The organism is Salinisphaera sp. SWV1, from assembly GCF_052044155.1.
Lineage (GTDB): Bacteria > Pseudomonadota > Gammaproteobacteria > Nevskiales > Salinisphaeraceae > Salinisphaera.
On sequence record NZ_JBQDYE010000028.1, the window covers coordinates 25,778 to 50,329 of the forward strand.

At 63.0% G+C, this 24,552-nt stretch carries 28 protein-coding genes and 1 pseudogene; 26 read left to right on the plus strand and 3 right to left on the minus strand.

Annotated features, from left to right (window positions below; all coding sequences use genetic code 11):
* The first annotated feature begins 28 nt into the window (after window positions 1–28).
* The 14 genes from ACS8YF_RS13625 (at window position 29) to ACS8YF_RS13690 (ending at window position 12,891) form a co-directional block, all read left to right on the plus strand.
* Complete coding sequence (locus ACS8YF_RS13625) at window positions 29–427, plus strand: TIGR03745 family integrating conjugative element membrane protein (protein ID WP_051883536.1); 399 nt, start codon at window positions 29–31, stop codon at window positions 425–427.
* A gap of 4 nt (window positions 428–431) precedes the next feature.
* Complete coding sequence (locus ACS8YF_RS13630; protein ID WP_037339331.1) at window positions 432–818, plus strand: TIGR03750 family conjugal transfer protein; 387 nt, start codon at window positions 432–434, stop codon at window positions 816–818.
* Window positions 815–1,501, plus strand: a complete 687-nt coding sequence (locus ACS8YF_RS13635) for a PFL_4703 family integrating conjugative element protein (protein ID WP_051883535.1) — start codon at window positions 815–817, stop codon at window positions 1,499–1,501. The genes ACS8YF_RS13630 and ACS8YF_RS13635 overlap by 4 nt, the downstream gene beginning before the upstream one ends.
* Window positions 1,498–2,406 carry a TIGR03749 family integrating conjugative element protein gene (locus tag ACS8YF_RS13640; RefSeq protein WP_198025210.1) on the plus strand — a complete coding sequence of 303 codons (909 nt, stop codon included), beginning with the start codon at window positions 1,498–1,500 and terminating at the stop codon, window positions 2,404–2,406. Before ACS8YF_RS13635 ends, ACS8YF_RS13640 begins: the two co-directional genes overlap by 4 nt.
* Window positions 2,396–3,829: a TIGR03752 family integrating conjugative element protein gene (locus ACS8YF_RS13645; RefSeq protein WP_037339329.1), complete on the plus strand. Its 1,434-nt coding sequence runs from the start codon at window positions 2,396–2,398 to the stop codon at window positions 3,827–3,829. Before ACS8YF_RS13640 ends, ACS8YF_RS13645 begins: the two co-directional genes overlap by 11 nt.
* On the plus strand, window positions 3,801–4,301 hold the full coding sequence (locus tag ACS8YF_RS13650; RefSeq protein ID WP_084189007.1) for a TIGR03751 family conjugal transfer lipoprotein: 501 nt from the start codon (window positions 3,801–3,803) through the stop codon (window positions 4,299–4,301). The genes ACS8YF_RS13645 and ACS8YF_RS13650 overlap by 29 nt, the downstream gene beginning before the upstream one ends.
* A gap of 25 nt (window positions 4,302–4,326) precedes the next feature.
* A complete protein-coding gene (locus tag ACS8YF_RS13655) occupies window positions 4,327–7,167 on the plus strand; it encodes a conjugative transfer ATPase (RefSeq protein WP_232226080.1) in 2,841 nt (946 codons plus the stop codon).
* Window positions 7,164–7,760 (plus strand): hypothetical protein, encoded by a 597-nt coding sequence (locus ACS8YF_RS13660; RefSeq protein ID WP_037339326.1) that lies wholly within the window; start codon window positions 7,164–7,166, stop codon window positions 7,758–7,760. Before ACS8YF_RS13655 ends, ACS8YF_RS13660 begins: the two co-directional genes overlap by 4 nt.
* 4 nt (window positions 7,761–7,764) lie before the next feature.
* Window positions 7,765–8,163, plus strand: coding sequence for a TIGR03757 family integrating conjugative element protein (locus tag ACS8YF_RS13665; RefSeq protein ID WP_037339324.1), 399 nt, complete (start codon window positions 7,765–7,767; stop codon window positions 8,161–8,163).
* On the plus strand, window positions 8,160–9,110 hold the full coding sequence (locus ACS8YF_RS13670) for a TIGR03756 family integrating conjugative element protein (protein WP_037339321.1): 951 nt from the start codon (window positions 8,160–8,162) through the stop codon (window positions 9,108–9,110). Before ACS8YF_RS13665 ends, ACS8YF_RS13670 begins: the two co-directional genes overlap by 4 nt.
* A gap of 122 nt (window positions 9,111–9,232) precedes the next feature.
* The gene (locus ACS8YF_RS13675; protein ID WP_037339318.1) at window positions 9,233–9,559 is read left to right on the plus strand and encodes a hypothetical protein; all 327 of its coding nucleotides are present in this window, start codon (window positions 9,233–9,235) and stop codon (window positions 9,557–9,559) included.
* 10 nt (window positions 9,560–9,569) lie between these two features.
* On the plus strand, window positions 9,570–11,009 hold the full coding sequence (locus tag ACS8YF_RS13680; RefSeq protein WP_156962541.1) for a hypothetical protein: 1,440 nt from the start codon (window positions 9,570–9,572) through the stop codon (window positions 11,007–11,009).
* Window positions 10,993–11,370, plus strand: coding sequence for a hypothetical protein (locus tag ACS8YF_RS13685; protein ID WP_037339315.1), 378 nt, complete (start codon window positions 10,993–10,995; stop codon window positions 11,368–11,370). Before ACS8YF_RS13680 ends, ACS8YF_RS13685 begins: the two co-directional genes overlap by 17 nt.
* A gap of 12 nt (window positions 11,371–11,382) precedes the next feature.
* The gene (locus ACS8YF_RS13690) at window positions 11,383–12,891 is read left to right on the plus strand and encodes a conjugal transfer protein TraG N-terminal domain-containing protein (RefSeq protein WP_037339312.1); all 1,509 of its coding nucleotides are present in this window, start codon (window positions 11,383–11,385) and stop codon (window positions 12,889–12,891) included.
* Window positions 12,892–12,900: 9 nt separating this feature from the next.
* Here ACS8YF_RS13690 and ACS8YF_RS13695 read toward each other — a convergent pair whose 3' ends face one another.
* Window positions 12,901–13,338, minus strand: coding sequence for a DUF3742 family protein (locus tag ACS8YF_RS13695; protein WP_037339309.1), 438 nt, complete (start codon window positions 13,336–13,338; stop codon window positions 12,901–12,903).
* A gap of 496 nt (window positions 13,339–13,834) precedes the next feature.
* Here ACS8YF_RS13695 and ACS8YF_RS13700 point away from each other — a divergent pair, with 496 nt between their 5' ends.
* The 11 genes from ACS8YF_RS13700 to ACS8YF_RS13750 all read left to right on the plus strand — a co-directional run bounded on the left by ACS8YF_RS13700 (window position 13,835) and on the right by ACS8YF_RS13750 (window position 20,569).
* On the plus strand, window positions 13,835–14,284 hold the full coding sequence (locus ACS8YF_RS13700; RefSeq protein ID WP_037339308.1) for a hypothetical protein: 450 nt from the start codon (window positions 13,835–13,837) through the stop codon (window positions 14,282–14,284).
* 87 nt (window positions 14,285–14,371) lie between these two features.
* Window positions 14,372–14,830: a hypothetical protein gene (locus ACS8YF_RS13705; RefSeq protein ID WP_037339306.1), complete on the plus strand. Its 459-nt coding sequence runs from the start codon at window positions 14,372–14,374 to the stop codon at window positions 14,828–14,830.
* Between the two features lie 94 nt (window positions 14,831–14,924).
* On the plus strand, window positions 14,925–15,383 hold the full coding sequence (locus tag ACS8YF_RS13710; RefSeq protein ID WP_111747144.1) for a JAB domain-containing protein: 459 nt from the start codon (window positions 14,925–14,927) through the stop codon (window positions 15,381–15,383).
* Window positions 15,384–15,480: 97 nt separating this feature from the next.
* Complete coding sequence (locus ACS8YF_RS13715; RefSeq protein ID WP_037339304.1) at window positions 15,481–16,065, plus strand: hypothetical protein; 585 nt, start codon at window positions 15,481–15,483, stop codon at window positions 16,063–16,065.
* Between the two features lie 101 nt (window positions 16,066–16,166).
* A complete protein-coding gene (locus ACS8YF_RS13720; RefSeq protein ID WP_111747145.1) occupies window positions 16,167–16,574 on the plus strand; it encodes a hypothetical protein in 408 nt (135 codons plus the stop codon).
* Window positions 16,575–16,680: 106 nt separating this feature from the next.
* A complete protein-coding gene (locus ACS8YF_RS13725) occupies window positions 16,681–16,983 on the plus strand; it encodes a hypothetical protein (RefSeq protein WP_111747146.1) in 303 nt (100 codons plus the stop codon).
* Between the two features lie 165 nt (window positions 16,984–17,148).
* Complete coding sequence (locus ACS8YF_RS13730) at window positions 17,149–17,664, plus strand: DUF6927 domain-containing protein (protein ID WP_111747147.1); 516 nt, start codon at window positions 17,149–17,151, stop codon at window positions 17,662–17,664.
* A gap of 241 nt (window positions 17,665–17,905) precedes the next feature.
* A complete protein-coding gene (locus ACS8YF_RS13735; RefSeq protein ID WP_353213517.1) occupies window positions 17,906–18,472 on the plus strand; it encodes a hypothetical protein in 567 nt (188 codons plus the stop codon).
* A 103-nt stretch (window positions 18,473–18,575) separates the two neighbouring features.
* The gene (locus ACS8YF_RS13740; protein ID WP_353213518.1) at window positions 18,576–19,094 is read left to right on the plus strand and encodes a PH domain-containing protein; all 519 of its coding nucleotides are present in this window, start codon (window positions 18,576–18,578) and stop codon (window positions 19,092–19,094) included.
* 441 nt (window positions 19,095–19,535) lie between these two features.
* Window positions 19,536–20,330 (plus strand): thiol:disulfide interchange protein DsbG, encoded by a 795-nt coding sequence (gene dsbG, locus ACS8YF_RS13745; RefSeq protein WP_353213519.1) that lies wholly within the window; start codon window positions 19,536–19,538, stop codon window positions 20,328–20,330.
* A 98-nt stretch (window positions 20,331–20,428) separates the two neighbouring features.
* Window positions 20,429–20,569: a hypothetical protein gene (locus ACS8YF_RS13750; RefSeq protein WP_353213520.1), complete on the plus strand. Its 141-nt coding sequence runs from the start codon at window positions 20,429–20,431 to the stop codon at window positions 20,567–20,569.
* A gap of 324 nt (window positions 20,570–20,893) precedes the next feature.
* Here ACS8YF_RS13750 and ACS8YF_RS13755 read toward each other — a convergent pair.
* Both ACS8YF_RS13755 and ACS8YF_RS13760 read right to left on the minus strand, forming a co-directional pair.
* Window positions 20,894–21,243 (minus strand): annotated as a pseudogene (locus ACS8YF_RS13755) (YnfA family protein).
* Between the two features lie 31 nt (window positions 21,244–21,274).
* Window positions 21,275–21,697 carry a MerR family transcriptional regulator gene (locus tag ACS8YF_RS13760; protein WP_111747741.1) on the minus strand — a complete coding sequence of 141 codons (423 nt, stop codon included), beginning with the start codon at window positions 21,695–21,697 and terminating at the stop codon, window positions 21,275–21,277.
* A 148-nt stretch (window positions 21,698–21,845) separates the two neighbouring features.
* Between ACS8YF_RS13760 and ACS8YF_RS13765 the strand changes: the two genes are divergently transcribed.
* Window positions 21,846–24,419 carry a heavy metal translocating P-type ATPase gene (locus tag ACS8YF_RS13765; protein WP_353213521.1) on the plus strand — a complete coding sequence of 858 codons (2,574 nt, stop codon included), beginning with the start codon at window positions 21,846–21,848 and terminating at the stop codon, window positions 24,417–24,419.
* Window positions 24,420–24,552 lie beyond the last annotated feature (133 nt).

Sequence of the window (24,552 nt, forward strand, 5' to 3'; positions counted from 1 at the left end):
TTCGCCCACGCCCTGCAAGGAGATCGCTATGAAAAACCTGACCCGTTTGTATCCTCGCGCCATGGCGCCCGACAGGCGCCACCGGTGGCTGTCCACCGGCCTGTCCGTACTCGCCGCCCTCCTCTTGATCGGGCTGCCCGTCCTCGGCTGGGCCGACGGACTACCCGACGTCGGTGATCCTGGCAGCGGCGGCGGCATTTTGGACGACACACAGCAAATGGCCGGCAGTGCCGCGGTTCTCGTCGGCCTGCTGCTGGCGGCTGCCGCCATGTATTACGTTGTCGGTGCCGCGATCAGTCAATACAACGAGGCCACGATGGGCCGCGGCAACTGGGGTGGCTTCGCCATGGCGCTGGTCGTCGGTATTGCCATGATCATTCTGATCGTCTGGTTGCTCGACAAGGCCTCCAGCATCCTGGGTAGTTAAACCGGTGGCCGATCGAAACACCATCGAGTTCGTCCCGAACCGGCTGAACATGGCCCCGATTGTCTTTCGCGGCATGACGGGCCGCGAGGTCATGCTGGTCGGCACGCTCAGTGCCGCCATCGGCATTGGACCCGGTCTGATCGGATGGTTGGTCTGGGGCTATTTCGCGATGGTGCCGACGGCCATGGCGGTCACGGCCGGAAGCGTTGTCTGGTGGGGCGGCCTGATCATGCGCCGCTTGCGCCGAGGCCGGCCCGAATCCTGGCTCTATCGCCGCATCCAGTGGCTGTTGGCGCACTACCGCCTGGCCAACAAGGCCGACTTGATCGTCGACACGGCGCGCTTTGAAGCGCGTCGCCGCCGGCTGCACGACACCGGAGAGCCGTCGTGAGTCAATTCCGCCACGGCAATGCGGCGCGCGATGCCCATATCATGACACTGCGCATCATGATCGGCGTGTTGGTCCTAAACCTCCTGGTGGCCATGGGCGGCTGGTATCAGGCACGCCAGGATCTCACGATCCATAACCCGCCGGATCTGCGTAGCGGCAGCACCCGCGCCTGGTGGAAAGTCCCGCCGTCGACGGTCTATTCGTTCGGTCTGTACATCTGGCAGCAGATCAACCACTGGCCCAAGGACGGGCAGACTGATTACAAAGCCAATCTCGAGCGCTACAGCGCTTACCTGACGCCGTCCTGCCGACATCAGCTGAACGCCAACTATGAGCGCCGCATCGGCCGGCATGAATTGAGCGATCGGGTTCGCACGCTGTCCGAGATCCCCGGTCACGGCTATCAGCCGAGTGATGTCACCGTACTCGACCGCGATCACTGGGTCGTCGCGCTGACCGCCCAGATCAACGAATACGTGCACGGCATGTCGGTGCGGAACCTTGCGATCCAGTATTACCTGCAAATCGAGCGCGCCGACGTGGATCCCGAATCCAATCCGTTCGGCCTGCAGCTGGATTGCTTTGCCAGGCCAGCACAGCGTTTGAGTCTGACCGATCAGACCGACTCATCCAATACACACAGCGCGAGCCCCGCCGAGGCCGGCCTGGAGGACGATCAATGACCATCATGACGCACGCGTCACGATCAGTCCGGCATGCCCTTGTTGGCGCGGCGGCGCTGCTGACGCTGGTCGCGATCAGCGCCCAGGCGACCGACGTTCGCCACTGGAAGCGCGAGCCGATCGACGTCGCGCTACCGGTCGGCACCGAGCGCATCATCGTATTCGGCACCGACGTTCGCGTGGGTCTGCCGAACCCGATTGCCGATCCCGACGTTCTGCGGGTTCAATCGACGGGCGGCGCGGTGTATTTGAAGGCCAACAAACCCTTCGATGCCCAGCGCGTGCAAGTACAGGACATGCAAACCGGCCGGATCATGCTGCTGGATCTGTCCGGGGTGGCACACGGCTCGCACGAGTCGATCCGGATCGAAAACGATGCCGGCTCGAACGACAACAGCGCGTCGTCATCGCGTCATGCCCCCGGTACGCCGGCCGATCGCCGACCGATTCCGCCCGAGGCGTTCGCGCAGGGCACGGGCCATCGCGGCGGTCCGCCACTCCCGGTCCAGCTGGTCCGACACGCCGCGCAGGCGCTGTATGCGCCTCAGCGCGTCGTGCATCACAGCCCCGGTATCCATCGCATTGCGATCCACACGCACAGCATTTCGGGCCTCATGCCGGCCTATCCGGTCCGTGCCAGGGCGCTGGCGGCCTGGCGGGCGGCGCCCTACACCGTGACGGCAATCCAGATCACCAACCGGGATCCCAATCGGCGTTTTGCCTTGGACCCGCGCAATCTCGCTGGCGATTTCTACGCCGCGAGCTTCATGCAGCCCACTGTCGGTCCGGCGGGTCGGTTGTCCGACACCACGACGCTGTTCGCCGTCACGAAAAACGGCGGTCTGTCCCATGCGCTCCGGCCACCGGCGGGCGCGCTGACAGCGGAGGCCGACGATGCAGATTAAGTCCAATGCGCTGCTCAAGGTCGGCGTGCCGCTCTTGATTGCCGGCGTCATCGTGTTCGTACTGCGCAGCTGCCATAACAGTCAGAACGGTGCCGGTCACGGCACGGCCGGTCAGAACAACACGCCGCGCCAGCTGACCGACAGCGAGCGCAAGGCGTTGGGCGTCGAAGCGGATAACCCGAACGACACGGTCTCGACCCTGGTCGCCAAGATGCAGCACATGCAGTCTCAGCTGAAAGCCTCACAGGAACAGTCCGAAAAACTGCGCGAACAGAATCAGCAGCTGGCCGAACAGAAGCGCCACGTCGAAGGTCAGATCGAGCATGCCCTGTCACAACAGAACGATCAGGCCCAGGAACAGCGCCAGTCGCTGATTGACTCGGTGCAACAAAAGATCGCCAATCTACGCGTCACGCTCGACAGCGAGACGTCTGGCGATCAATCGCAAAATAACCCGGATATGCCGGTCGGTCTGGGCCTGAACGGTGAAACGCCTGAGTCAGCGACTGGCAGCACGACCTGGGTCAACCCGCTCGAAGCCCGGTCTGCCGGCGGCAACGGCGACAACGAACCAAGCACGCCCGGCGGCGGCGCATTCAAGACGGCGTTCGATTCCGGCAAGCAGGCCGTCGCGAATGCTCGTAACAGCGCCGATCAGGCCCTGCCGGGCGATGATCGAACCGCCCACCCGGGCACGCCGGTCTATACCGTGCCGAAGTCTTCAACATTGATGGGCTCGGTCGCCATGACCGCCCTGCTCGGCCGCGTCCCGATCAACGGCACCGTCACCGATCCCTATCCGTTCAAGGTGATTATCGGCGGCAAGAATCTGACCGCCAACGGCAACGAGCTGCCCGAGATCAAAAAGGCGATCGTATCCGGCACGGCGACCGGCGACTGGACGCTGTCGTGCGTGAGAGGGAAGGTCAAGTCGATCACGTTTGTGTTTCAGGATGGCCGGATCCGCACGGTGCCGGAATCCGCCCGCCCCGGCGAAGGCAACGATAACGACGACAACGAGATCGGCTATCTATCCAATCCCGCCGGCGTGCCCTGCGTGGCCGGTACGCGCAAGACCAATGCGCGCAGCTTCATCCTGACGAGTTTGCTGTTGTCGGCCGGCGCCGCAGCGGGCAACGCCTACGCCGGGGGCGAGACCGAGACCAGCGTCAGCGGTCTGGGCACGGCCACCGGCGTGACCGGCGATGTGGGCAAATATATCGCAGGCTCCGCCGCCTCGAGCGGATTGAACGAGGTCCGCCAATGGATCCAGCAGCGCTTCGGGCAGACCTTCGATGCGGTCTATGTCCCGCCGGGTCATCCGGTCGCGGTCAATATCGACAAGGAAATCCCGATCGACTACGAACACAACGGACGAAAGGTGCGCTATGCGCATGACACGCGTGCGAACGGCCTCGATTAGGGCGCTCGCCCTGGGCGTGGCCATGGCGGCACTCCAGGCGACGTCGGGCTGTGCGACATCCCAGGAAGAAATGTTGCCGACTAACGGTACGACCATGGCCGACATCTGGGCGGGGCAAACCCACGGCAACGCGGACTCGGATGAGGACGACGACAGCGATCGCGATCACACAACGGATCTGGACCGGGCTCGCGCGGCGTTGCGCCGGCCGCTGGCCGGCGGTGACGTCGGTGCGGCCCATGCCGCGTACACGCGCACCGCGGCCAACGAGATCCACAGTCAGTTCCAGCGTCTGCCCAACCCGGATCTGACGCTCTATATCTTTCCGCATCAGTCGGGCGGAGCCGGCGAGCAGGTGCCCGTGCCGGGTTACTCGACCGTATTCCCGCTTTATAACCGCCCGCACTACGGCGAGCCGGGCGAGCGGGTCGAGTATCAGGCCACCGGCGACCATCAGTCGGCATCACGCTGAAACAGACGATCACAAGGACACGATGATGAAGCCCAACGTATTCCACCAGTTATTGACGGGTGCCAAACGATCCAGCGATCGGGACGAATCGGCCGATCCCGTCGATCCGGCTGACCCACCGCCGGGTCAGCACGGCCAAGCCCGCGGCCGGCCACCGACCTATCGCGAAATCGCGGCCACTTACAGGCCAGGGCCGTCGTTCACGCGATATCTGCCGTTCGTGGAGTATCTGCCGCAATCCGGCTGTTTTCTGCTCGAGGACAGCCGGTCTGTGGGCATTGCGGCCGAGGTCTGGCCGGTCCCGACCGAGGGTCGCTCTCAGGAGACGCTGGGCGCGGTGCGCGATCAAATCGAGGGCGCGTTTCAGGACGCCTTGCCCAAATATGATCGCCATCCGTGGATCGTGCAGATCTTTGCGCGTGACGAAGTCGATCCCCGCCATGACATCGAGACGCTGCACGATCATGCCGCGGCTGGCCTGACCGACGATGCGTTTACTCAGGCCTGGCTCAAGGGCATGGCGCGGCATTTGCGCACGATCGCCCAACCCGGCGGGATTTTTCACGACGACCGGGTCACGAACACGCGCTGGCGCGGTCAGACACGCCGGGTACGCTTGCTGCTGTACCGCTGGCTGACCGCGACCGAAGGCTTGACCGCCGAGGATGAAATCAATCGGGTCTATGACCGGCTGACCGCGGCCTTGTCCGGCTCCGGGCTGGTCATCGAGCGCATGAACGGTGAAGCCTTCCACCACTGGCTGCTGCCCTGGTTCAATCCGGCGCCGGCCACGGATCGGCACGAACCGGGCGCGTTTTACGAGCGCATGGCCTATCCCGGAGACGACGCGATCGAGGATCTGGCCCACTACGATCTCGGCGAAGACGTCATCCACAACAACCCGGTCGGCGACGTCGAGCGCGGCCTCTGGTATTTCGACAACCGGCCGCATCGGGTCATCCCGGTCGAGCAGCTGCGTCAGTGTCCGGATGTCGGTCACATCACCGGCGAGCTCGCCCGTTCCAACGGGCAGGTCTACAACGCGATCATGGACCGGTTGCCCGAAGATACGATCATGGCGCTGACGATCGTGGCCACGCCCCAGGAGCCGCTGGAAGACCACATCAATCTGCTCAGCAAGAAAGCCGTGGGCGACAGCGTCAACGCCGAGAGCGTTCGACGAGACTGCAAGCGCGCCCGCGAAATGCTGGCCGATCAGCACGAGATGTTTCAGTTCTCGTTGAGTTTTTTCGTGCGGGGCGACGCCGACGCGGATCTGCGTCAGCGCACGTTGGCCCTGACCACGCAACTACAGCAGGCCAAGCTCAAGCCCGTGGCCGCCGAGGACGAGATCGCGCCGCTGAATACGTATCTGCGCTGGCTACCGTTTGCCTACGATCCGCAGCAGGACAAGCGCGGCTGGTACACCCAGCTGGGCTATGTCCAGCATCTGGCCAATCTCGCGCCGTTTTTCGGCCGGTCACGCGGCACCGGCCGGCCGGGTCTGTCGTTTTTCAATCGCGGCGGCGCGACGTTCAGTTTCGATCCGCTGTCGCTGGCCGATCGCGAGAAGAACGGCCACATGCTGGTATTCGGGCCGACCGGGGCCGGCAAGTCGGCCACGCTCAACGCGATCTTTTCCCAGGTCATGGCCCTACGCCGGCCGCGGCTGTTCATCCTTGAGGTCGGCAACAGCTTTGGCCTGCTGGCCGATGACTTCGCCCGACACGGTCTGTCGGTCAACAAGGTGCGCCTGGCGCCGGGTGCGGCCCCGCCGCTGCCGCTGTTCGCCGACGCCCACCGTCTGCTCGACGATACGGCAACCCATCGACGGGATTCGGCCGATCGCGAGGATGCCCGCCGCGCCGACGAGCCAGTCGTCATCGACGAGGACGACGACGCCGACAAAGAAGAACGCGATCTGCTCGGCGAGATGGAAATCACGGCCCGCTTGATGATCACCGGCGGCGATGCCAAGGAAGAAGCGGATTTTCGTCGGGCCGATCGCCGCCTGGTTCGCGATGCGATCTATCGCGCTGCGCGAACCACCAACGACGCCGGCCGGCCGTGTTTAACCGAGGACGTGCGTCACGCACTCTACGAACTATCGCAGGATCCGGCGCACCCCGAGGCCCGGCAGGCCAAGGCCCACGACATGGCCGAGGCCATGGGGCTGTTTTGTGACGGTTTCGACGGCCAGGTGTTCAACGCGCCCGGTAAAGCCTGGCCCGAGTGCGACGTGACGGTGGTCGATCTGGCCCACTATGCACGGGACGGCTATGAAGCCCAGCTGGCGCTGTCGGTGATCAGCCTGACCAACATCATTATCGGCATCGCCGAACGCGACCAGTATTCCGGCCGACCGATCATCCAGGCCATCGACGAGTGTCACATCGTCACCGTCAATCCGTTGCTGTCGCCCTATCTGGTCAAGACCGGGAAGATGGGCCGCAAGCTATCGTACTGGATCTGGTTAGCGACCCAGAATCTTGAGGATTTTCCCGACGCCGCCGCGCGCTTGCTCAACATGATCGAGTGGTACGTCTGTCTGGTCACGCCCGCCGATGAAATCGAGCAGCTGGCCCGCTTCAAGACCCTCTCGGACGATCAGAAGGCCTTGATCCGCTCGGCGACCAAGGTCAACGGCAAGTACACCGAAGGCGTGGTGTTGGCCGACCGGCTCGAGGCGTTGTTCCGCGTCGTGCCGCCCAGCCGCTATCTCGCCCTGGCCGGCACGGAGGGCGAAGAAAAAGCCGAGCGCCGCCGGGTGATGATCGAACGCGGCTGCTCGGAGCTCGACGCGGCGCTGCATATCGCCGATGCCATGGACGAAGCCCGTGGTATCCGCGCACAAGCCAACCCATGACACAGGAAGACAACATGGGCCTGGAACGGATCAACGCGTCGCAAGCAAGCGCGCCGTTCAAACCGATTGAAGGCCGACGCGGCATCAAGTTTCGTCAGCAGCAGCCCTCCAGTGCGCTGATTCAAATCAAGCACGACGGCCATGATCACGTCATCTTCGACCTGCGCGGGGACGAGCTCGGCCATGACGGCGCAACGACGACACGTCAGGCCCTGCTGTTGTCATTCGATAGCCAGGAAACCGCGCAGCTGGCCAGCATCCTGACGTATTGCGTCGAACAACACCTACGTGATGCGGCGGAAGTGCCGTTTCACAGCGTCGTGACGACGCCGGAACGCGCGGGATTCGGGGCGAACTGGCTGCTCGAGGAACAGGACACCGCCATCGAGCGGCTGGACCGCCGTCGATGGCGTAGCCACGTCCTGGGTCTGATGCAGCGCTGTCTCGAAATCTGCGGAAACGAGGCCTTCATTCGGAAAATCACCCTAAATCTTGCCCTGTGGGCCAGCGAGCCTGGCGATGGATTCGCTGTGAGCAAGGCCGAGGTCGCGCTGGTTCAGATGGATAGGGTGCCCGACTCGACCGGGGAGTGAGCCCATGCGTCGGATCATATCGACACTGATGGGATGCGCCCTGCTGGCCGCGGCCGGGTCAGCCGCGGCCCAGGTCGAGGTGTTCACCGTGGCCGGGGCCCCGGTCACGCATGTGCCGGACGGCGTGGACGTCATCGAGATCGACAAGCCAGCCCGGCTGGACAAGCAGTTGTCCGAGGGCCTGCCCCGTGACAAGGCCGCGGCGGCGAAAGCCGTACAGAAGCGCCTGTCAGGCTTCAAGCAAGCCTATGGCAGCGCCTACGACGGCCTGCTCCGCGCCTGGCGGCTCGGCGTCGAGCGCGTGCCGGCTGTGGTTGTCGATGGCCAGTACGTCGTCTATGGCCAGCCCGACGTCAAAGCCGCCGTGGCCGAGATCCGCAACGCCCAGGAGGACGGCTCATGAATACGAAACGCACACCGCTTGTCCTGTGCGCGGCGTTTGCGCTGTTGATCAGCGCCAGCGTCATGCCGCGGCCGGCCGAGGCCACCAATACCGGCGAGATCGTGGCCTCGGCCGCGTCGTGGGATTGCCTGGATTATCAGATCAAGGGCGTGTGTGTCTGGCTGACCTGCACGCCGTTTGGCTGCTATACGCAGACCAGCGTGAAGGTCAAGCACGACATGCCGGATCTGGTCGTGTCCGTCTACCAACGCACCGGCGACAATCCCTGGTCGGTGATTTCCCCACTGGCGCCGCCGAACGTCACCGCGCAATACGGCGGCAATGGGCGCGAACGTCGTTACGGGCGCGATCATCAACAGGTGCGTTTCAAAAACGCGGACGCGGTGGGTCATCCAGCCGCGGCCGGTTTCGACCTGCTATCGAGCGTCGGCTATACCTGTGACGCCGGCGCGACGCCAATGCAGCCCTATTACCTGTCGGTGTTCGATTCGTTGGCCTGGCGGCAAGGCGTGCCCGAGTCCGCTTATCCCGAGGCGTTGATACCAGGCCAGCGCGAAGTCGGTGTGCTCGGCAACATCTGGGGTCATGTCTATCCCCGGTCGGGCTTTGTCAGCCAGGCCAACGATTACAAGGCCGCGGCGGTGATTGCCCAGCGCGTGGCCGATTTCGTCACGCGAACCGGTCAGCCGCACGTCTATACCCCGCTGGATCCAAAGAAACGCGAAGGTTACTGGCCACCGGATCCCGTCAAGGAGGGCGATGAGTCGAGCGGCAAGTGGCAGCGCCTGCAGCCCAACATGAGCGATTCCTGCACCGTCTTTCCCGATCGCGGCGTGCTCGCCAGCTTTGCCGACGTCACCGCTGACGACGGCGACTACGTCTGGGCCTTGTGGCGTCCCTACCAATGCTGCAAGCGCCGCGGTGAAGTCCTGATCTTTTCGAGCTAGCGAGAAAACGATGAACAACGACACGTCTTTCGGTCGGCGCACGGCTTTGATCGCGATACTGATTGGCGGGATCGTCTTGATGGCCGGGTGCGGGCTCCGATGTCGGGCCGACGGTCGACAGGGTGCGTCTGGATCTGCAGGACCGGATGGACACGCGGTTCCACGGCGTAATTCGGCTTCTGGATTTTGAGATCACCCAACGCAAGGCGCTTAGCGAGGATCGCGTGCAATTTCACGTCAGTACGACCTATGGGCTCGATAAAGATCGCCTCGAAGCCCTGCAGAAGAAAGAACACGCCCGTGGGCGGCTGTTTGGCACCGACATGAGCTATGGCGTGACCCAAAAAGCCCGCCGTCTGTCCGGACGCCATGATCAAGTGACCGTGCTTTATAAGCGCACTGGGCTAGACATCTGGCAACTCGCCGGACCTCAGCCAGGCTATCAATAGAGGTGTCGCCATGTCATTCATGACGCGTATTCCGATCACCGGTCTGCTGCTCGGCGCTCTGTGTCTCACCCTGCCCCTAACCGCCTGGTCGGCCGCCGGCGACGATCTGTACTACCAGATCGGTGGCGGGGGCCCGGTGAGCGCGTCGGCCGGCCGTGGCTATCAGCCGGGTCAGCTCGGTCTGGGCATTAGCTGGGACGAGGGCTCGGCTTGCAGCGGGCTCAATCCCCAGGCGACCGTTGCCAATCAGCTGAACGGCGTGACCCGCGGCTTCCAGAACATGATGGGCTCGGTCGTGCAAAGCGCCACGGCCGCGGTCGCCGCCCTGCCGGCGATGATCATTCAGCGGGCTGCGCCGGGTCTTTACGACCTGCTGTCGAACGGGGTGCTGCAAGGCCGGCTGGACTTCAACAAAGCCAAAACGTCATGCAAGGCGATCGCGGGTCGCGCGGCCGACGAAATTACAGGCGGCTGGCAGCGGCAAGCCGAGGCCGAGAATTGGCGGGCCACAGCGGCGGAAAACGAGGATGCCGTCGCGGCCCAGCAATCGGTCGAAGCCACCGGCGGCAACAAGGGCGTGATCTGGGTTGGCGGCGAGAAGCGGGGTGGCACCGCGCAAGAACCGATCAATGTGACCCACGATACGGCCGTGGCCGGCTACAACATCCTCCACGGTCGCACGGATCCCACCAGCACGCAGCCGGTTTCCGGAGGCGGCCAGGGCTGGGGCTCTGTGCCGACACCCGGCGGTTCGTGGCCCGGCGGCGACGGGTCCGGGTCGAGCCCCGATATCGGGGAGACGGGTAGCGGCTGTAACGGCGGCATGTGCACGGTCTGGGGTTCACCCCAAGAGGCTTCGCAATGGATCACCGACGTCATCGGTGAGAAACAGATCCAGACTTGCAGCGGCTGCGAGAAAGTGCAGTCGAAATCCGGTACGGGTCTGATGCGCGCCCTGGAAGATCAGCAGAACGAGATCCAGAAGAATCTGACGGCCATGGTCAACGGCAGCCAGCCGATCACGGATGCCAATCTCCGCGCAGTCTCGGCCGGCGCGACGCTGGCGGTATCGCGCGGTGTGATCAAGTCGCTGCGGCATGATCCCCAGGGCGGTCTGCTGACCCACCGCCTGGCCTCCGAGATGGCGTTGGCGCGCACGCTCACGCAGGCCCTCTGGGCACGCCGGATCCTGTTGGCCGGCGCCGACGAGCCCGGCATCGCCAACAACGATGAAGGTCAGGACGCCATCAACAACGAATTGACGCATCTCGATCGCGGTATCGAGGCATTGCGCACCGAGATCGATGTGCGTCGGTCCCTGGCCCACAACGCCGCCACGATGGCCTTGACCCGTAACCGGGCCAGCGCCCATCGCGGCGAACCGGCCAACACGGGGCCAGGCGATCGCGAGATCGACACTCGGGGCGCAATCGATGGCAATAACGAATAAAGCCCGCCGGCTCGGCGCCTGGGGGATCTTTCTTGTCGCCTGGGCCGCGGTCCTCGTGGTGGCGTTCGCCATCGCCGCGATCGGCCTATCGATGGCCGGCGGCGCGGTCGAGTTCCGTGATTGGGGGGCCCGGATCGTCCCCTACGCCCTGATCTGGCGGGTTGGCGTCTATGTCGTTATCGGCACGCTGTATATCAAGCGATGGCGCCCGCGCTTGCGCGCGTTGCAGCAACGCCAGAGCGATGGCGGTGAAGCGGCGCGCCAAAGACTCGTCCGTGTCGAGTGGATGTTGCTGGCCGTGATCGTCGTGACCGAGGGGGCGAATCTGCCCGATCTCGTCAACTGGATAACGGCGAGCTAGCGGAGAAGCGGCATGAGCGCGGATCTGACCGTATTCGATTTTTTCGAGAACGTCGTGCTGATGCTCGGCTGGATCGTGAGCAACGCGATCTGGGACGTGCTCAATACGACCATGCTCGCCGCCATTCCTTTTGCTGCGCTTATCGCGCGCGAGTGGTACAACGCGCGCCGTGAAGGTGAGGACGAGGGCAACAAGGGTTTGCTCTCGCTCAACCGGATCGAGACAACGCTGTATGCGATGCTCCTGGTGTACATATTCGCCGCCGTGCCGCTGCTGAGCGTACAGTTCGCGCCGGCGAATTTCGACCAACAGTATTATCAAAAGTGTGGCGTGAAAACGGCAACCGGCGGGACATCCACCGGTGCCGGCGCTGCCCTGGGCGGCAAGACCGCCGATATGCCGCTGTGGTGGGCGCTTGTTCATGCGATCTCGAACGGCGTCACCAACGCAGCGCTTGGTGCGCTGCCCTGCAATACCGACTATCAGTATCTACGCACCGAGCTTGACCACACCGCGATCCAGGATCCGACGCTGCGTAGCGAGGTCGCCCGATTCCAACGTTGGTGTTATGGCCGGTCCCGGACCCAACTGTTCTATGCGTCCGAGAGTTTGGACGCGGACGTGGCCAAAGATACCGACTGGATTGGTTCGCACTATTTTCTCAACACCCCCGGCTACTACGACAGCTTCCAGTCTCACCGGCTGGTCCAGGGCTTTGCCTACAACGCCTCGCGGGACTCCGGCTACGGTACCCATCCCTCGCAAGGCGGCTATCCCACCTGCAAACAGTGGTGGTCTGCTGCCGGGAACGGGCTCAGAACCCGTCTGCACGATCAGATCGATACCAGCCTCTGGCAGAACATTCATGCCGCGTTCACATCGTCGACGGCTGACGACTATGCCATCCGTGCCCTGCTTAACACACATGGCGGGATGGCGAACGGCAATTCGGGCAGCGACGTTGTGTCCGGTTCCGGTGGCGGTAACGGTCTCAACAGCACGATCGGTACCGCGGCCGGTGCGCTGGGCGCCGGGCTGAGCTGGCTACCGGCGGAGGGTATGAAGGATGTGGCGGCACGGGCGATGCCCATGGTCCAGTATCTGCTGATGATGGCGATCGTCATCGCCATTCCGGTCGTGATCGTGATTTCCGGCTACAGCATGAAGGTCATTGGTATCCTGACCTTTGGCTACTTCGGGATGGCCTCATTGACGTTCTGGTTCGCCCTGTCGCGCTGGCTGAACAATAACCTAGTGGACCTTCTCTACCAGAGCGATGCGGCCAAGCTCGGCTTCATGGCCGGATTGAGCAATGCCTACGATATTTCGATTCTGACCCTAGTGCAGGCAGCCATGGTGGTGGTGTTGCCCACGGCGTGGCTCGCAATGTTGGGATGGGCTGGTGCTGGAGCCGGTAGTGTTTTGGGGAACGCAGTCAGAGGTGGTTCAGACGAAGCTGGTAAAGCAGGCAAGCAAGGTGGAGCGAAAGCTCAAAACACTGCCTCGGGCGGGAAACTCTAGACCCAATGCTTATTCAGTTTCATTATCAATGCGGACGCCTTGCACATACCAGCCGAAACCTTGCCAGCCGTTTCGCCAGCCATCTTCGTCACCTTCGTCCAGAATAGTGTCAGGAATCCCATTTTTGAGCATCAAACCCAAAAGCGTTACGACGGCCATGGTGATGAGAACGGCGTGCCAGTGCATGACGGCCAGGCCGAGCACCATCGCGACGAGCGCGCTGGCGATGCCGATCGTGGCCCATTGGCCGAAACCGTGCCGATGAATGGTGTACGCGATCATCGGCACGGCCGTTAGCGCGGCGCCGGTGGCCAGGAACGCGCTCAGGCTATCGAAGGCCCCGATCAGGCCAGCGCCTTCGGCGCGCGGATCCAGTAACGCGGTGACAACGCTCAATAGGATCCAGGCGACGAGGCCGAGTGCGCCGACACCAAGCCAGCGCGCCAACGCTCGAAGCGGCCTCGGGCGCGGCTGTACGTTGGGCGTGTGAGTAGTCATGATGATTCCCGTTTATACTTATCCACAAACATAACGCTGGTTAGGTGTGTCAGCAAATGCCACCCGATCATCCGGGTTGTCCTGCTTCACGGCGTAGAACAAGCAGTCGTGTCACCAGCCGCCACCGTAAAGAACGCCGGTATGTCTCGCTTGTTGGGTGATGCGGCCTGGTCGGGCGTTGACACGGCAAGTTGATTCCTGGCGAATGGCCATGTCTGTTGACACTCGCAATGAGCCGTGTCTAGTCTGAAGCTGAATACCCCACTGCCAGGTTTGAATGGCAGCCCTTGAAGCCTCACGCGGATCGTGCGACGAGGCGCCCTGCGGGGTTCGATCCACGCTTAAAACAGCAGCTGTCCGCCTTGGACAGCCCCTTCCGCCCACGCCGGGGAACATCCTTCCCCGAGCGGGTCGTGGTGTTTCCTGTTTTCACAGGAGAAACACCGTGTCAGTTCTGACACATGCCAACCGGCAAGCGATCCTGAACCGGGTCTATGCCTGTTTTATCATCAAAGAAGAGCCGTTAACCCGATCCGCTCGGTCAGTCGTCAGCCTTTTCGATTGGGCTGGCTGCCTGCGCAGCGACCGGGTTTATCGTCCGGCCGATCGCTATAAGTTGGACACACCCTTCGTCGACAAGCTGCAAGCAGCGCCGGGATTGGCCTCGGCTTTGTTTGGCCTGGACGATGACGACGAACTCGACAACGACGATTTCGCCTTTCTCATCGACCTGGAGTCCGAACACCGGTCGGCGGTCGCCACTGCGTGGCAGCACTTCGATGTCAAACGCGAACTGGATCCCGCGTCGTACCGTCACGATTTGAGCCAAAGGCTGGATCGTTTCGCGTCCAATGAAGGGCTTGATCGGCCGGCATCGGCACTCTTGGCCTCGTAAACCGTAGCGGAACGCTACTTTCTTCCCATCGGGGGATTCATCATCCCCCTGGCGGGCTGGTGTTCCTCATTTTTCAGGAGACACACCATGTCCGAATCGAACACGCTCGATCGTCAGTCAATCGTCAATCGTGTTCATCATCATTTCATTGTTCAGCGCTTGCCAGCCGGACGGCTGAGCGGCGCCAGCTGCATCTATCACGGCTACGACGAGCGCAATCGTCTGGTCTCGTGTGCGATCGGCATTTTCGACAGCGACGGGCGGCTCGGTAGTGAACCAGAGTGCAATCTGTCCGTTCCTGATCTATTCGATCAGGAGCCCGGTGCGCTTTGTGATGTCTTCGGGCATTCCGAGCTCACTATTCCTGATATTGGCTTTCTAGCCGATGTTCAGGACGAGCACGACATGGCCGTGAAGAACGCGGCGCTGTCGGATCAGAGCTTCGATTCCTACTTCATCGAGGAGCTGGCCCACCGACTTGATCGGTTCGCCAGGGAACAAGGCCTCGATTCGCCGTGTACGTCGAGCGATCTCGGCGCGGTCTAAATTCATCCGGACTTGCTAACGCAAGATCCGTCTTCCCGCTGCGGGGCATATCACCCCGCAGGGCGTGGTGTGCCCTTTTTCAAGGAGTATCACCATGCTTTTAGCGCTATCCGACGATGATGCAATGATCGTTCGCCAGGCGAGCGAAATCATGAAGCGCCACCTGGTCTCAGATCGAACCGTCCTGAGCAGCCCGATGGAGACTCGGGAGTATCTGCAGCTGCAGATCGCACACCTCGAGCACGAGGTCTTTGGCGTGATCTTCGTCAATAACCGCAATCGGATTATCGACGATCGGATCATGTTTCGCGGGACGATCGACGGCGCTGCCGTTTATCCGCGCGAGATCGCCAAGGAGGCTTTGCGGCTCAATGCGTCCGGTCTGGTGCTTTATCACAATCATCCGAGCGGTGTATCCGAGCCGTCCCGGGCCGATCGCGACATCACGGAGCGGATCACCCAGGCGGTCGGATTGTTCGATATGCGCGTTCTGGATCATCTGATCGTGGCAAGCGATCACGCGACCTCGATGGCCGAACGCGGTCTCATTTGACGTTCACGACCAGGCCTCGCCCTGGTCTTTCCTTTCCACCCCATCGGGCATGCCGCCCCAATGGGGTGGCGTGTGCCCGATTCATTCGGAGTACACCATGCAGACACAAGCACAGATCTATCGCTCTGTTCGTCATCAGCATCCGGCCCTGCCGGCGCTATCAGCCTGGCAGCACGCCGGTCAGAAGCTGGAAGTCGATCGCTGGATTACTCGTGTCGGCTTCGCGTGGAACGACTCGATCGAGCCACGCTATGCGCGGTGGTGCGAGTCCGGCTTTGACGTTGAAGCTCGTCTCGAGGCCGATGAACACGGCTGGGATCTGGTCGGCGTCGATACGATCGGCGAATTTCAAAATCGTTGGGTACCCGGCGCGATCGCGCACGATCGATTCAACCATCGTGTGCTCGACCGGTTCGTGCCGGCCAATGCCAGCTATGCCCAGGCCCATCCGGCATACGGCCAGGCTCAGTACCAACGGGCCTGCGCCTATGGCCGCGATTGGGCGTATCGGGTTTTGACGGTCAAGGCCATCCGAGCCGATGTCGAACTCGGCGTGGCCGTGCTCGGCGGTATCGAATCCGATAGCGACGAGGATTTCGTGACCGGGTCGGTATTCGACCTCACGGCCGAGGCGATCCAGACGGCTGGCCTTAAACTCCGCGAGCTCTGTGGCGAATGCTGACGAGCTCGTTCGCTGCCGGTTTTACCTGAGCCCGGCTTTCATCCATCGGGGATCCACCATCCCCGAGGGCTTGGTGTTTCCCGTTTTATTGGAGAACCACCATGAAATACGTCGTGGGCTATTCGCTGCCCTACTTCCACCACGTCCAGGTCGGCATCGAGGCCGAGTCCCAGGATCACGCGATCGAACGTGCTCAGGCATTATTCGATACGTGTGAGATCTGGGGTGACACGCCGGAGCATCCCTTACTTCGGGATGATTTCGACGAAGACGTCGACGCCGGAGCTGCACTAACGTTTGAGATCGTGCAAACGATCGAGACCGAGGGCGATTTCCCCGTATCGGACAGCAGTGTGAAACAGCTTCGATCCGACGCCAGAGCACGGGCTGCGGCCCGCGCACTTGTGGCCGCGTATCAACAAGGCGAGACCAACGGCGGTTCGATCGATTGGTCAGATCTCGATACGGCCTATGAGCTCGCCCGGGCCAGCCAGGCTGATCAGCCATAACGGTCTGATCTGACAAACCCACGCCCATTCACGGGCGTTTTATTCACCCGCAGGGGAACATCACCCTGGCGGGGTCTGGTGTTCCTCTTTTCACAGGAGCAACACCATGAAAACGATATCGACCCAGTCCGCCGGTCATTCCGGGGCAAACCGCGACACCACGCCGCCGATGCTGGCCATCGTCATGGAAGGTGGCCTGGTGCAAGCGGTGGTTTCCGATCGCTCGGAGGCCATCCGTGTGAACGTTTGGATCATCGACTACGACACCGATGGTGCCGATGACGATGAGCTTTCAGAGGTGCCGCAAGGCGACGGCTCGTTCTGCGATGCCGTCGTCGATCATCGATACCTGACCGAGGCGGCTATCGACCTCCATCACATCGTCGACAAGACCGATTCGGATCCATAAGCGGCGTCGATTATTCGTACTGACGTCATGCTGGGCCGGCCGCACTGCGGCCGTGCCGAGCTCAACACAAACGTCCGCTGACGCGGACTTCTCATCATCCACCCGCCGGGGAACACCACGTCCCTGGCGGGCGCCGGTGTTCCCTTTTTTCACAGGAGCAACCCCATGGGATGGTTAATCACACAAGGCCAGACGAAGGCCGAACTCATCGAACACCTCACCGAAGGTGACGCCAACCTCCGCACGCATCGGAAATGCGTGCGGGGCAACGTACTCTGGACTATTCAGGAAAACCTGAAATATCCAGGGTGGGGTCGATTCATCGTAGCGTATCTGATGGTTCACGATCCGGGCTACGGCTGGGGCTACAAGCCCGTCGACGAATCGATGGGGCCGGCCGATCTCTCGTGTCCGGTGTCGTATCTCGATGAAGTCCCCGTGCCCAATAGCGAGTTCGCCGCACCGTGGCGAGAGCGTGTTCGTCGACGTCATGCCGACAAACAACGCCTCAAGCGCATGGTGGCTGCGGCCTCGATCGGCGATCAGGTCACGCTCACCGAAGGGTGTGTTCCGCACACGGTGACACTAACGTCCCGGAAACCGCTGATCGGCCAAGCCGACAACGGCTCGTGCTGGGGGATTCCCCGCCGGTGCATTGCGTCGATCAATCCGACCACCTGACCAATTTAGGGCCCCTTTTCGAAGGGGCCTTTTTTTCGCACAATCATTGTGGATAACCTGCGTCGCCACGCCACGCCGCGCAAACGCAGACCGGCTGAGGCCCGGCTGGGGGCTGATCGGTCTTTGACCACTTGGCTCCGGCCGATCCCAAAATTTCGACAGCAGCGTGTGGGATTTTGTATTGTGTCGCCGCACACGATCGCGCAGATTGGCCTCGCCATTTACCAGACGACGATCGGCAATGCGGCTTCCGGAGACACTACGGCGTCGCCTTCTGACCTGGGCGCGGGAATACCACAGCGAGGCTCGATCCAGTGATTTCCTGATCCAGAACGAGAACGGCCCGTATCTCGCCCGGTGGTATGTCATCCGCCAGGGGCGGCGCTGGCTCGACCGGTCGCCGGCGATCCGGCGGCTCGATCTTGAGCACGAGAATCCGCGGGTCGACGGCCACCGACGTAACGTATTCGTCCATCAATTTCTGGCCAGCGACGACGATCGGGCGTTGCACGACCATCCCTGGCCCTGGATCACGATCATTCTCGACGGCGAATACCTTGAGCATGTGCCGGCCGACGCCCGGCATCCGGGTGGGCCGACCGTAGCCCATCGACGACGCGCCGGCGATGTGGTCATGCGATACAACGCCGTGCGACCGCATCGCATCGAACTGATCAATCATCGCCCGGCCACGACGCTGTCTCTCACCGGCCGAAAACGCCGCGAATGGGGCTTTTACTGTCGCCAGGGCTGGCGGCACTGGCGAGATTTCACCGCGACGGACGGCCGCGGTGGATCGCGGCTATGAATGATGCGCGATCAAAATTCCGACACGCCCCTGTCGGAATTTTCTATTGTTCGAGCTGCGCCGGCCGGACAGCATGAGCCCGTCATTTCGACGGGTACTGACGATGAACGATACAACCGACGACGGAGCCGCGGTGGATGCTCGCATCAAACCGGCACCGGGCCCAACCGAGGATGAGCAGATCCTATGGTCAGCCACACCCGGCCACGTCACGAATCTGCATATCTACGTTGTCGCCGTGATTGCCGCGGCCGTGCTGGGCATCTACGGGCCCTGGCCGTGGGTCGGCTTGGCGCTGATTCCGCTGGCGGTCGCCGGCGTCTATGCCGCTGCGCTGCAGGCCACCCGCTACGAGCTCACCAGCCAGCGGCTACGCAAGCAGTGGGGCCTGCTCACGCGTCGCGGCGAGGAAGTGGAGCTCTACCGCGTGGAAGACACGAATCCAACGGCCCCGCTGCTGTACCGGCTGGCTGGCCGCGGCAACGTCGAGGTGCTGTCGACCGATCGCACGAACGACGATCTGATGCTCAAGGCGATCAAGAATCACGAGCGGGTTCGGAATCGGATTCGCGATCACGTCGAAACAATGCGCCGAGCCAAAGGCACGCGTGTCGTGGAGTAAGCCTGGTGGCTTTTCACCCCCACACAGCCATCGAGGATCGCATGGTCCAAGAGGGCAAGCCTGCAGCCGAGGCTTTTCCGTTGCCCGCAGCGGGCGGATCTGAGGTGATGAATCGGCCGGTCCTGTACTGCGCCCGCTGCGGTGCCGAAATCCAAACGCGGCACATCGTCTGGCAGATCAACCGGTGGCCGGCCGCGGTCGATATTCGCGCGCTGCAACTGTACGCATTGCCGGTTCGGCACGAGACCGCGACTGCGCTGGTACGCCGACGGCCGACTCGAAGGCCCGCATCCGGACACTGGCCGCTGGGTTCATTATCCGGCAATCACGCCCCGATACCGCTTTTACAGGCGCTGGGTCGAAACGGCGCGGCTGCTGTTCGGTGGCACACCGCAGCCTTGATAACTGTCGCCCATGCAAGTCTTGCAGGAGATCGATCGCATGACACGCCATAATGCCCTTGTTGCGGCGATCACCGGCATCGCCTTGATCAGCGGGATCGCGGCGGGCCCGGCCGCGGCCGAATCCCCACCGCAGCCGAACTACCCCAAAGTGCTCCGCCGGATGGTCGATGCCGGCGAGATCCAGGTAGTGAAACAATTTCCCACCGACAAGCCGGGCCTGACCGGCTATCGGGTCAAACGCGACGGCTACCAGACCGTGGTCTACGGTGAAGACGATTATCTCATGCTCGGCCCACTCTACGGGCCGAAAGGCACGAATCTGTCGAAACGCTATAAACGGCAGCATCAATCCCGGCCCGACGTCGCCCAGACGATCGACGGCTTGGATTCCGAACATCTGATTACCGAGGGCGCGGCCGATGCGCCGGCGTTGTACGTCTTTCTCGATCCCAACTGCATTTTTTGCCACAAGCTCTATCAGCAGACCGCCCCTTTGGTGAAACAGGGCAAGCTGCGGATCCACTGGATCCTGGTCGGCGTGCTCGGTTCGAGCAGTATCGGCCGGGCTGCCACGATCCTGTCGGCCGATGATCCCGTCGGCATGCTCGCCCAGGACGAGGCTGGCTTTGACGTGGCCAATGAACAAGGCGGTGTCACGCCCAAGAAACCGGATGACAAGATAGCCAATGTCCTCGATCGCCACCGCGACGCCATGTTCAACGTCGGCGGTCGCGGTACGCCCGTGGTGCTGTTCCAGAATCCGGACGGCCATTGGCAGTCCCGGCAGGGTCTGCCGCCGGCCGGCTGGCTTGACCATTACGCGCAGGATTAAGCTATTCCATGGGCTCATCCGCCCCGAGGACCCCTATGATAAAAGTTGATGGGCCCTGCCCCGAATGCAGCCAATCGCCGGTCAATCGGTTCGATCTAATGGACGGAGAGATTTGGATCTGTCCCGGCTGTGGCTATCAGGAGATCACCGCCGGCGTGGACATCGAAGCGCAACTGAATGCCCTGGCCGAGCACGATCCCGAGCTCGCTGCCGGTTGGCGCGAAGAATTGGGAATTTAGGCCGCATGATCGATGAGAACAGCCCCATGGTCGGACATTGTCGCGGGATTGAAGTGCGCCGACTTTGCCGCCTGCTACGCGTTTTGTCGGCGCCAGGGCCCCGTATTGCTCGAAGCGCTGGATAACGGCGCTGCGCGGCTTTGGGACATCGAGTTCGAGTTCGAGTGCCGCCAGCCCGATGCACACTGCTCGACTGGAAGTTTCCCGACGCCTACGCGCCGGTCGAAGCCCTGCCAGACGCCCTGGACGCGGCCTGTGAAGGCCGCGAAGGTGCGGTCTACGCTCTGCTGACCGATGCGTGGTTAGCCGAGCTTGCGGCCACGGCTAGGTGGACACTTCTCGATGAAGTGGGCCCAGTACGATGATGGCCATGCCGGTCAAACAGAGCAGTACGCCAACAATGTCGCTAGCGTTCGGCGGGGTCGACTCGATCCACCAGAGCCATAGCAGGGCGACGCTCACATAGATACCGCCGTAGGCTACATAAACCCCGCCGGCCGCCTGCAGGTGAAGGGTCAGTAGCCAGACGAACAGCACAAGGCTGGCTGTAGCCGGCAACAGCAGCCAAGGGCTCCCGGGCGGTTCCACCACAGATGAGGCAGGTAGCAGCCGACGATCTCTGCAACGGCCGTGAGCACGAACAAGCCGAGCGTACGGCCCAACTCTATTAGCATAGACTCATGGCCGCACAGCGGTTAAATCCCATTAATGGGCCTCGTGCAGGCATTTGTCGTGATCGGCAAGCGTTTCGATCACCCGGCAGTTGCGCACGCGCTCGTGACGGCAGCAGGTGAGCATGCGCTCCAGTTCGCCCTTGAGCGCGGTGAGCCGCTGGATTCGGTCCTCGACGGTGGCGAGCTGTGCGCTGGCGATCTCGTCGGCCTGTTCGCAAGACTGCGCCGGATGATGCTGCATCTCGATCAGCGTCCGAATGGCCTCGATGTCGAAGCCGAGTTCGCGAGCATGGCGGATGAAGCGCAGGCGCTGTATGGCGTCCGGGCCGTACTCCCGGCGATTGCTCGCGCTGCGTGCGGGGGCCGCGAGAAGGCCGATGCGTTCGTAGTAGCGGATGGTGGGCACTTTGACGCCGCTGCTTTCGGCGACCTGGCCGATGGATAGCGCGGGCATGGGCAGCTCCATTTTCTATAGCGACTATAGATATAGGAACGGATCGACGGCGAATCAAACGCCATACAGCTGTCGTGCGCCGGACTTGCTCCTATAGCGGCTATAGCACTTAGCATTCGAGCCAGTATAAACGCCGAGTGTGATGAATATGAGTGCTTCCACGATGACAAGCCGTTTTCATATCGACGGTATGGACTGTGCCGGCTGTGCGGCCAAGATCGAAGGCGCGGTGCGCCGCGTACCCGGTATCGACCATGTTTCGGTGTCGGTCACCGCCCGGCGCCTGACCGTCGAGCACGAGGCAGACGCCCGGCTCGACAAGCTGGAAAAACGCATCCGTGCGCTCGGCTACGGCACATCGCGCGTCGCGGCCAACGAAACGCTGCCCGACGCGGCGCCGTGTTGTGCTCATGATGACCATGACCATGACCATGACCATGACTCGTGCTGCGAGCACGACCATGGCCTCAAGGCCGAAGCCGCGGCCTTCGACGACACCGGTGCCGATCGAGCGATCACGCGCTACCGGATCAGCGGTATGGATTGTGCGGGCTGCGCGGCCAAGATCGACAGCGCCGTCCGTCGCGTGGCCGGCGTTCATGACGTACAGGTTTCCGTACCGAACCGCCGCCTGAGCGTGCAGCACGCGCCGGATATGGCGCCCGCGCCATTGGAAAAACGTGTCCGCGCGCTGGGTTACGGGGTCGAACGCGAGCCCGACGATCGCCGCGACGCATCGGACGTCGGTCATCCCGACGGCGCCGCCGGTTCGGACGTCGATAGCGGGCCGGCCGAAACCCCGTGGTATCGCAACGCCAAGATCGTCACCACGCTGGCCTGTGGGGTCACGCTGGCGCTGGCCGCCGCTCTGACGACCGTCCTGCCCGGCTACGCGGTCATCTGGTTCGGCATCCCCACGCTCATCGGATTGATACCGGTCGGGCGCCGGGCCGTGATGGGCGCGGTCCTCGCGGGTACGCCGTTTTCCATCGAAATGCTGATGTCGATCGCCGCCGTGGGCGCCATGGCCTTGGGTGCCACACGCGAAGCCGCGGTCGTCGTGTTCCTGTTCCTGCTCGGTGAATGGCTGGAGGGCGTGGCCGCCAGCCGGGCCCGGTCGAGTATCTCGGCGCTCGGTGATCTGGTGCCGAAGTCGGCACAGCAGGTGGAGGCCGACGGCTCGATCCGTGAGGTGCCGGCTTCGACGCTGCGTCCGGATATGACCGTGCTTATCCGCCCTGGCGATCGTATCCCCGCCGACGGCGTGGTGATCCAGGGCAACAGCGCGGTCGACCAGGCCCCGGTGACCGGCGAGAGCACGCCGGTGCGCAAGCAGGTCGACGACACGGTTTATGCCGGCACCATCAATGGCGACGCGGCCTTGCAGGTGCGCGTGACGGCGGCCGCCCACGACAACACCATCGCCCGCGTGGTGCGCCTCGTGGAGCAGGCCCAGGAATCCAAGGCGCCGACCGAGCGCTTCATCGATCGCTTCTCGCGCTATTACACGCCCGCCGTGGTGGCCGTCGCCGTGCTGGTCGCCGTGCTGCCACCGTTGCTGGCCGGCGGTGCGTGGAGCGACTGGATCTATCGGGCGTTGGCGATCCTGTTGATCGGCTGTCCCTGTGCGCTCGTGATCTCCACGCCGGCGGCGGTCGCGGCGTCGTTGTCTGCCGGCGCGCGGCGCGGGCTGTTGATCAAGGGCGGGGCCGTGCTGGAAACGCTGGGCGGCGTTGATGCCGTCGCGTTCGACAAGACCGGCACGCTCACCGAAGGCCGGCCGCGCGTGACCGATGTGCTGGCGCTCGGCGACGCCGACGAGGCCCGCGTGGTGCGCCTGGCGACAGCCGTCGAACAACAGTCGAGTCATCCATTGGCGCGTGCCGTCATGACTGCCGCCGAGACGCGTGATATTCGGGTGCCCGCCGTCGACCGCGGCGAGACGCTGAGCGGCGAGGGCGTGGCCGCGGAACTGGCGGGCCAGCGCCTGTTTTTGGGTTCGGTGGCGGCCGCGCGGCAGCGCACCGCGATCGACGCCGACACCGAATCGCGTCTCGAACGCCTGCACTACGAGGGCAAGAGCGTGGCCATGCTGCTCGTCGACGATAAACTGCTCGGCATACTCGCCATGCGGGACGAACTGCGGCCCGAAGCGGTGGATGCGCTGGCCGATCTCAAGCGGCGCGGCATCGAGGCGGTCATGCTCACCGGCGACAACCGGCGCACGGCTGAAGCCGTCGGCCGCCAACTCGAGATCGACGGGCGCGCCGAACTCATGCCGGAAGACAAGCAGGAGGCCGTGCGCGAACTGCAGGCCCGAGGCCTCAAGGTGGCCAAGGTCGGCGACGGCATCAACGACGCCCCGGCGCTGGCCGCGGCCGATGTCGGCATCGCGATGGGCGGCGGTACGGATGTGGCGCTGGAAACCGGCGACGCCGCCAGCCTGCACAACGATATCCGCGACGTCGGCAGCATGATCGCGCTATCGCGACGGACTATGCGCAATATTCATCAGAACATCGGTATGGCCCTGGGTCTAAAGGCCGTGTTCCTGGTCACGACCATCGCCGGCTTGACCGGGCTTTGGCCAGCTATCATGGCTGATACGGGCGCGGCCGTCTTGGTGACGGCTAATGCGCTTCGGTTGTTGCATATACCCAGCGCAAAATCTAGCGTCGATCCTGTCGCACCGGATCCAGCGGTATCCACCCCGACTGTATAGAGATTGATAGCCCTTTACGGCGAATTCTGCGTGGAATGTTCTCTTGTCTCGGTGTAAAGAGATTGACGGAACACTGGCTGCAACGTCCGCATTGGGCCCAGGCTGTGTGAAAACTCACTCCGGTCGCGGTCTG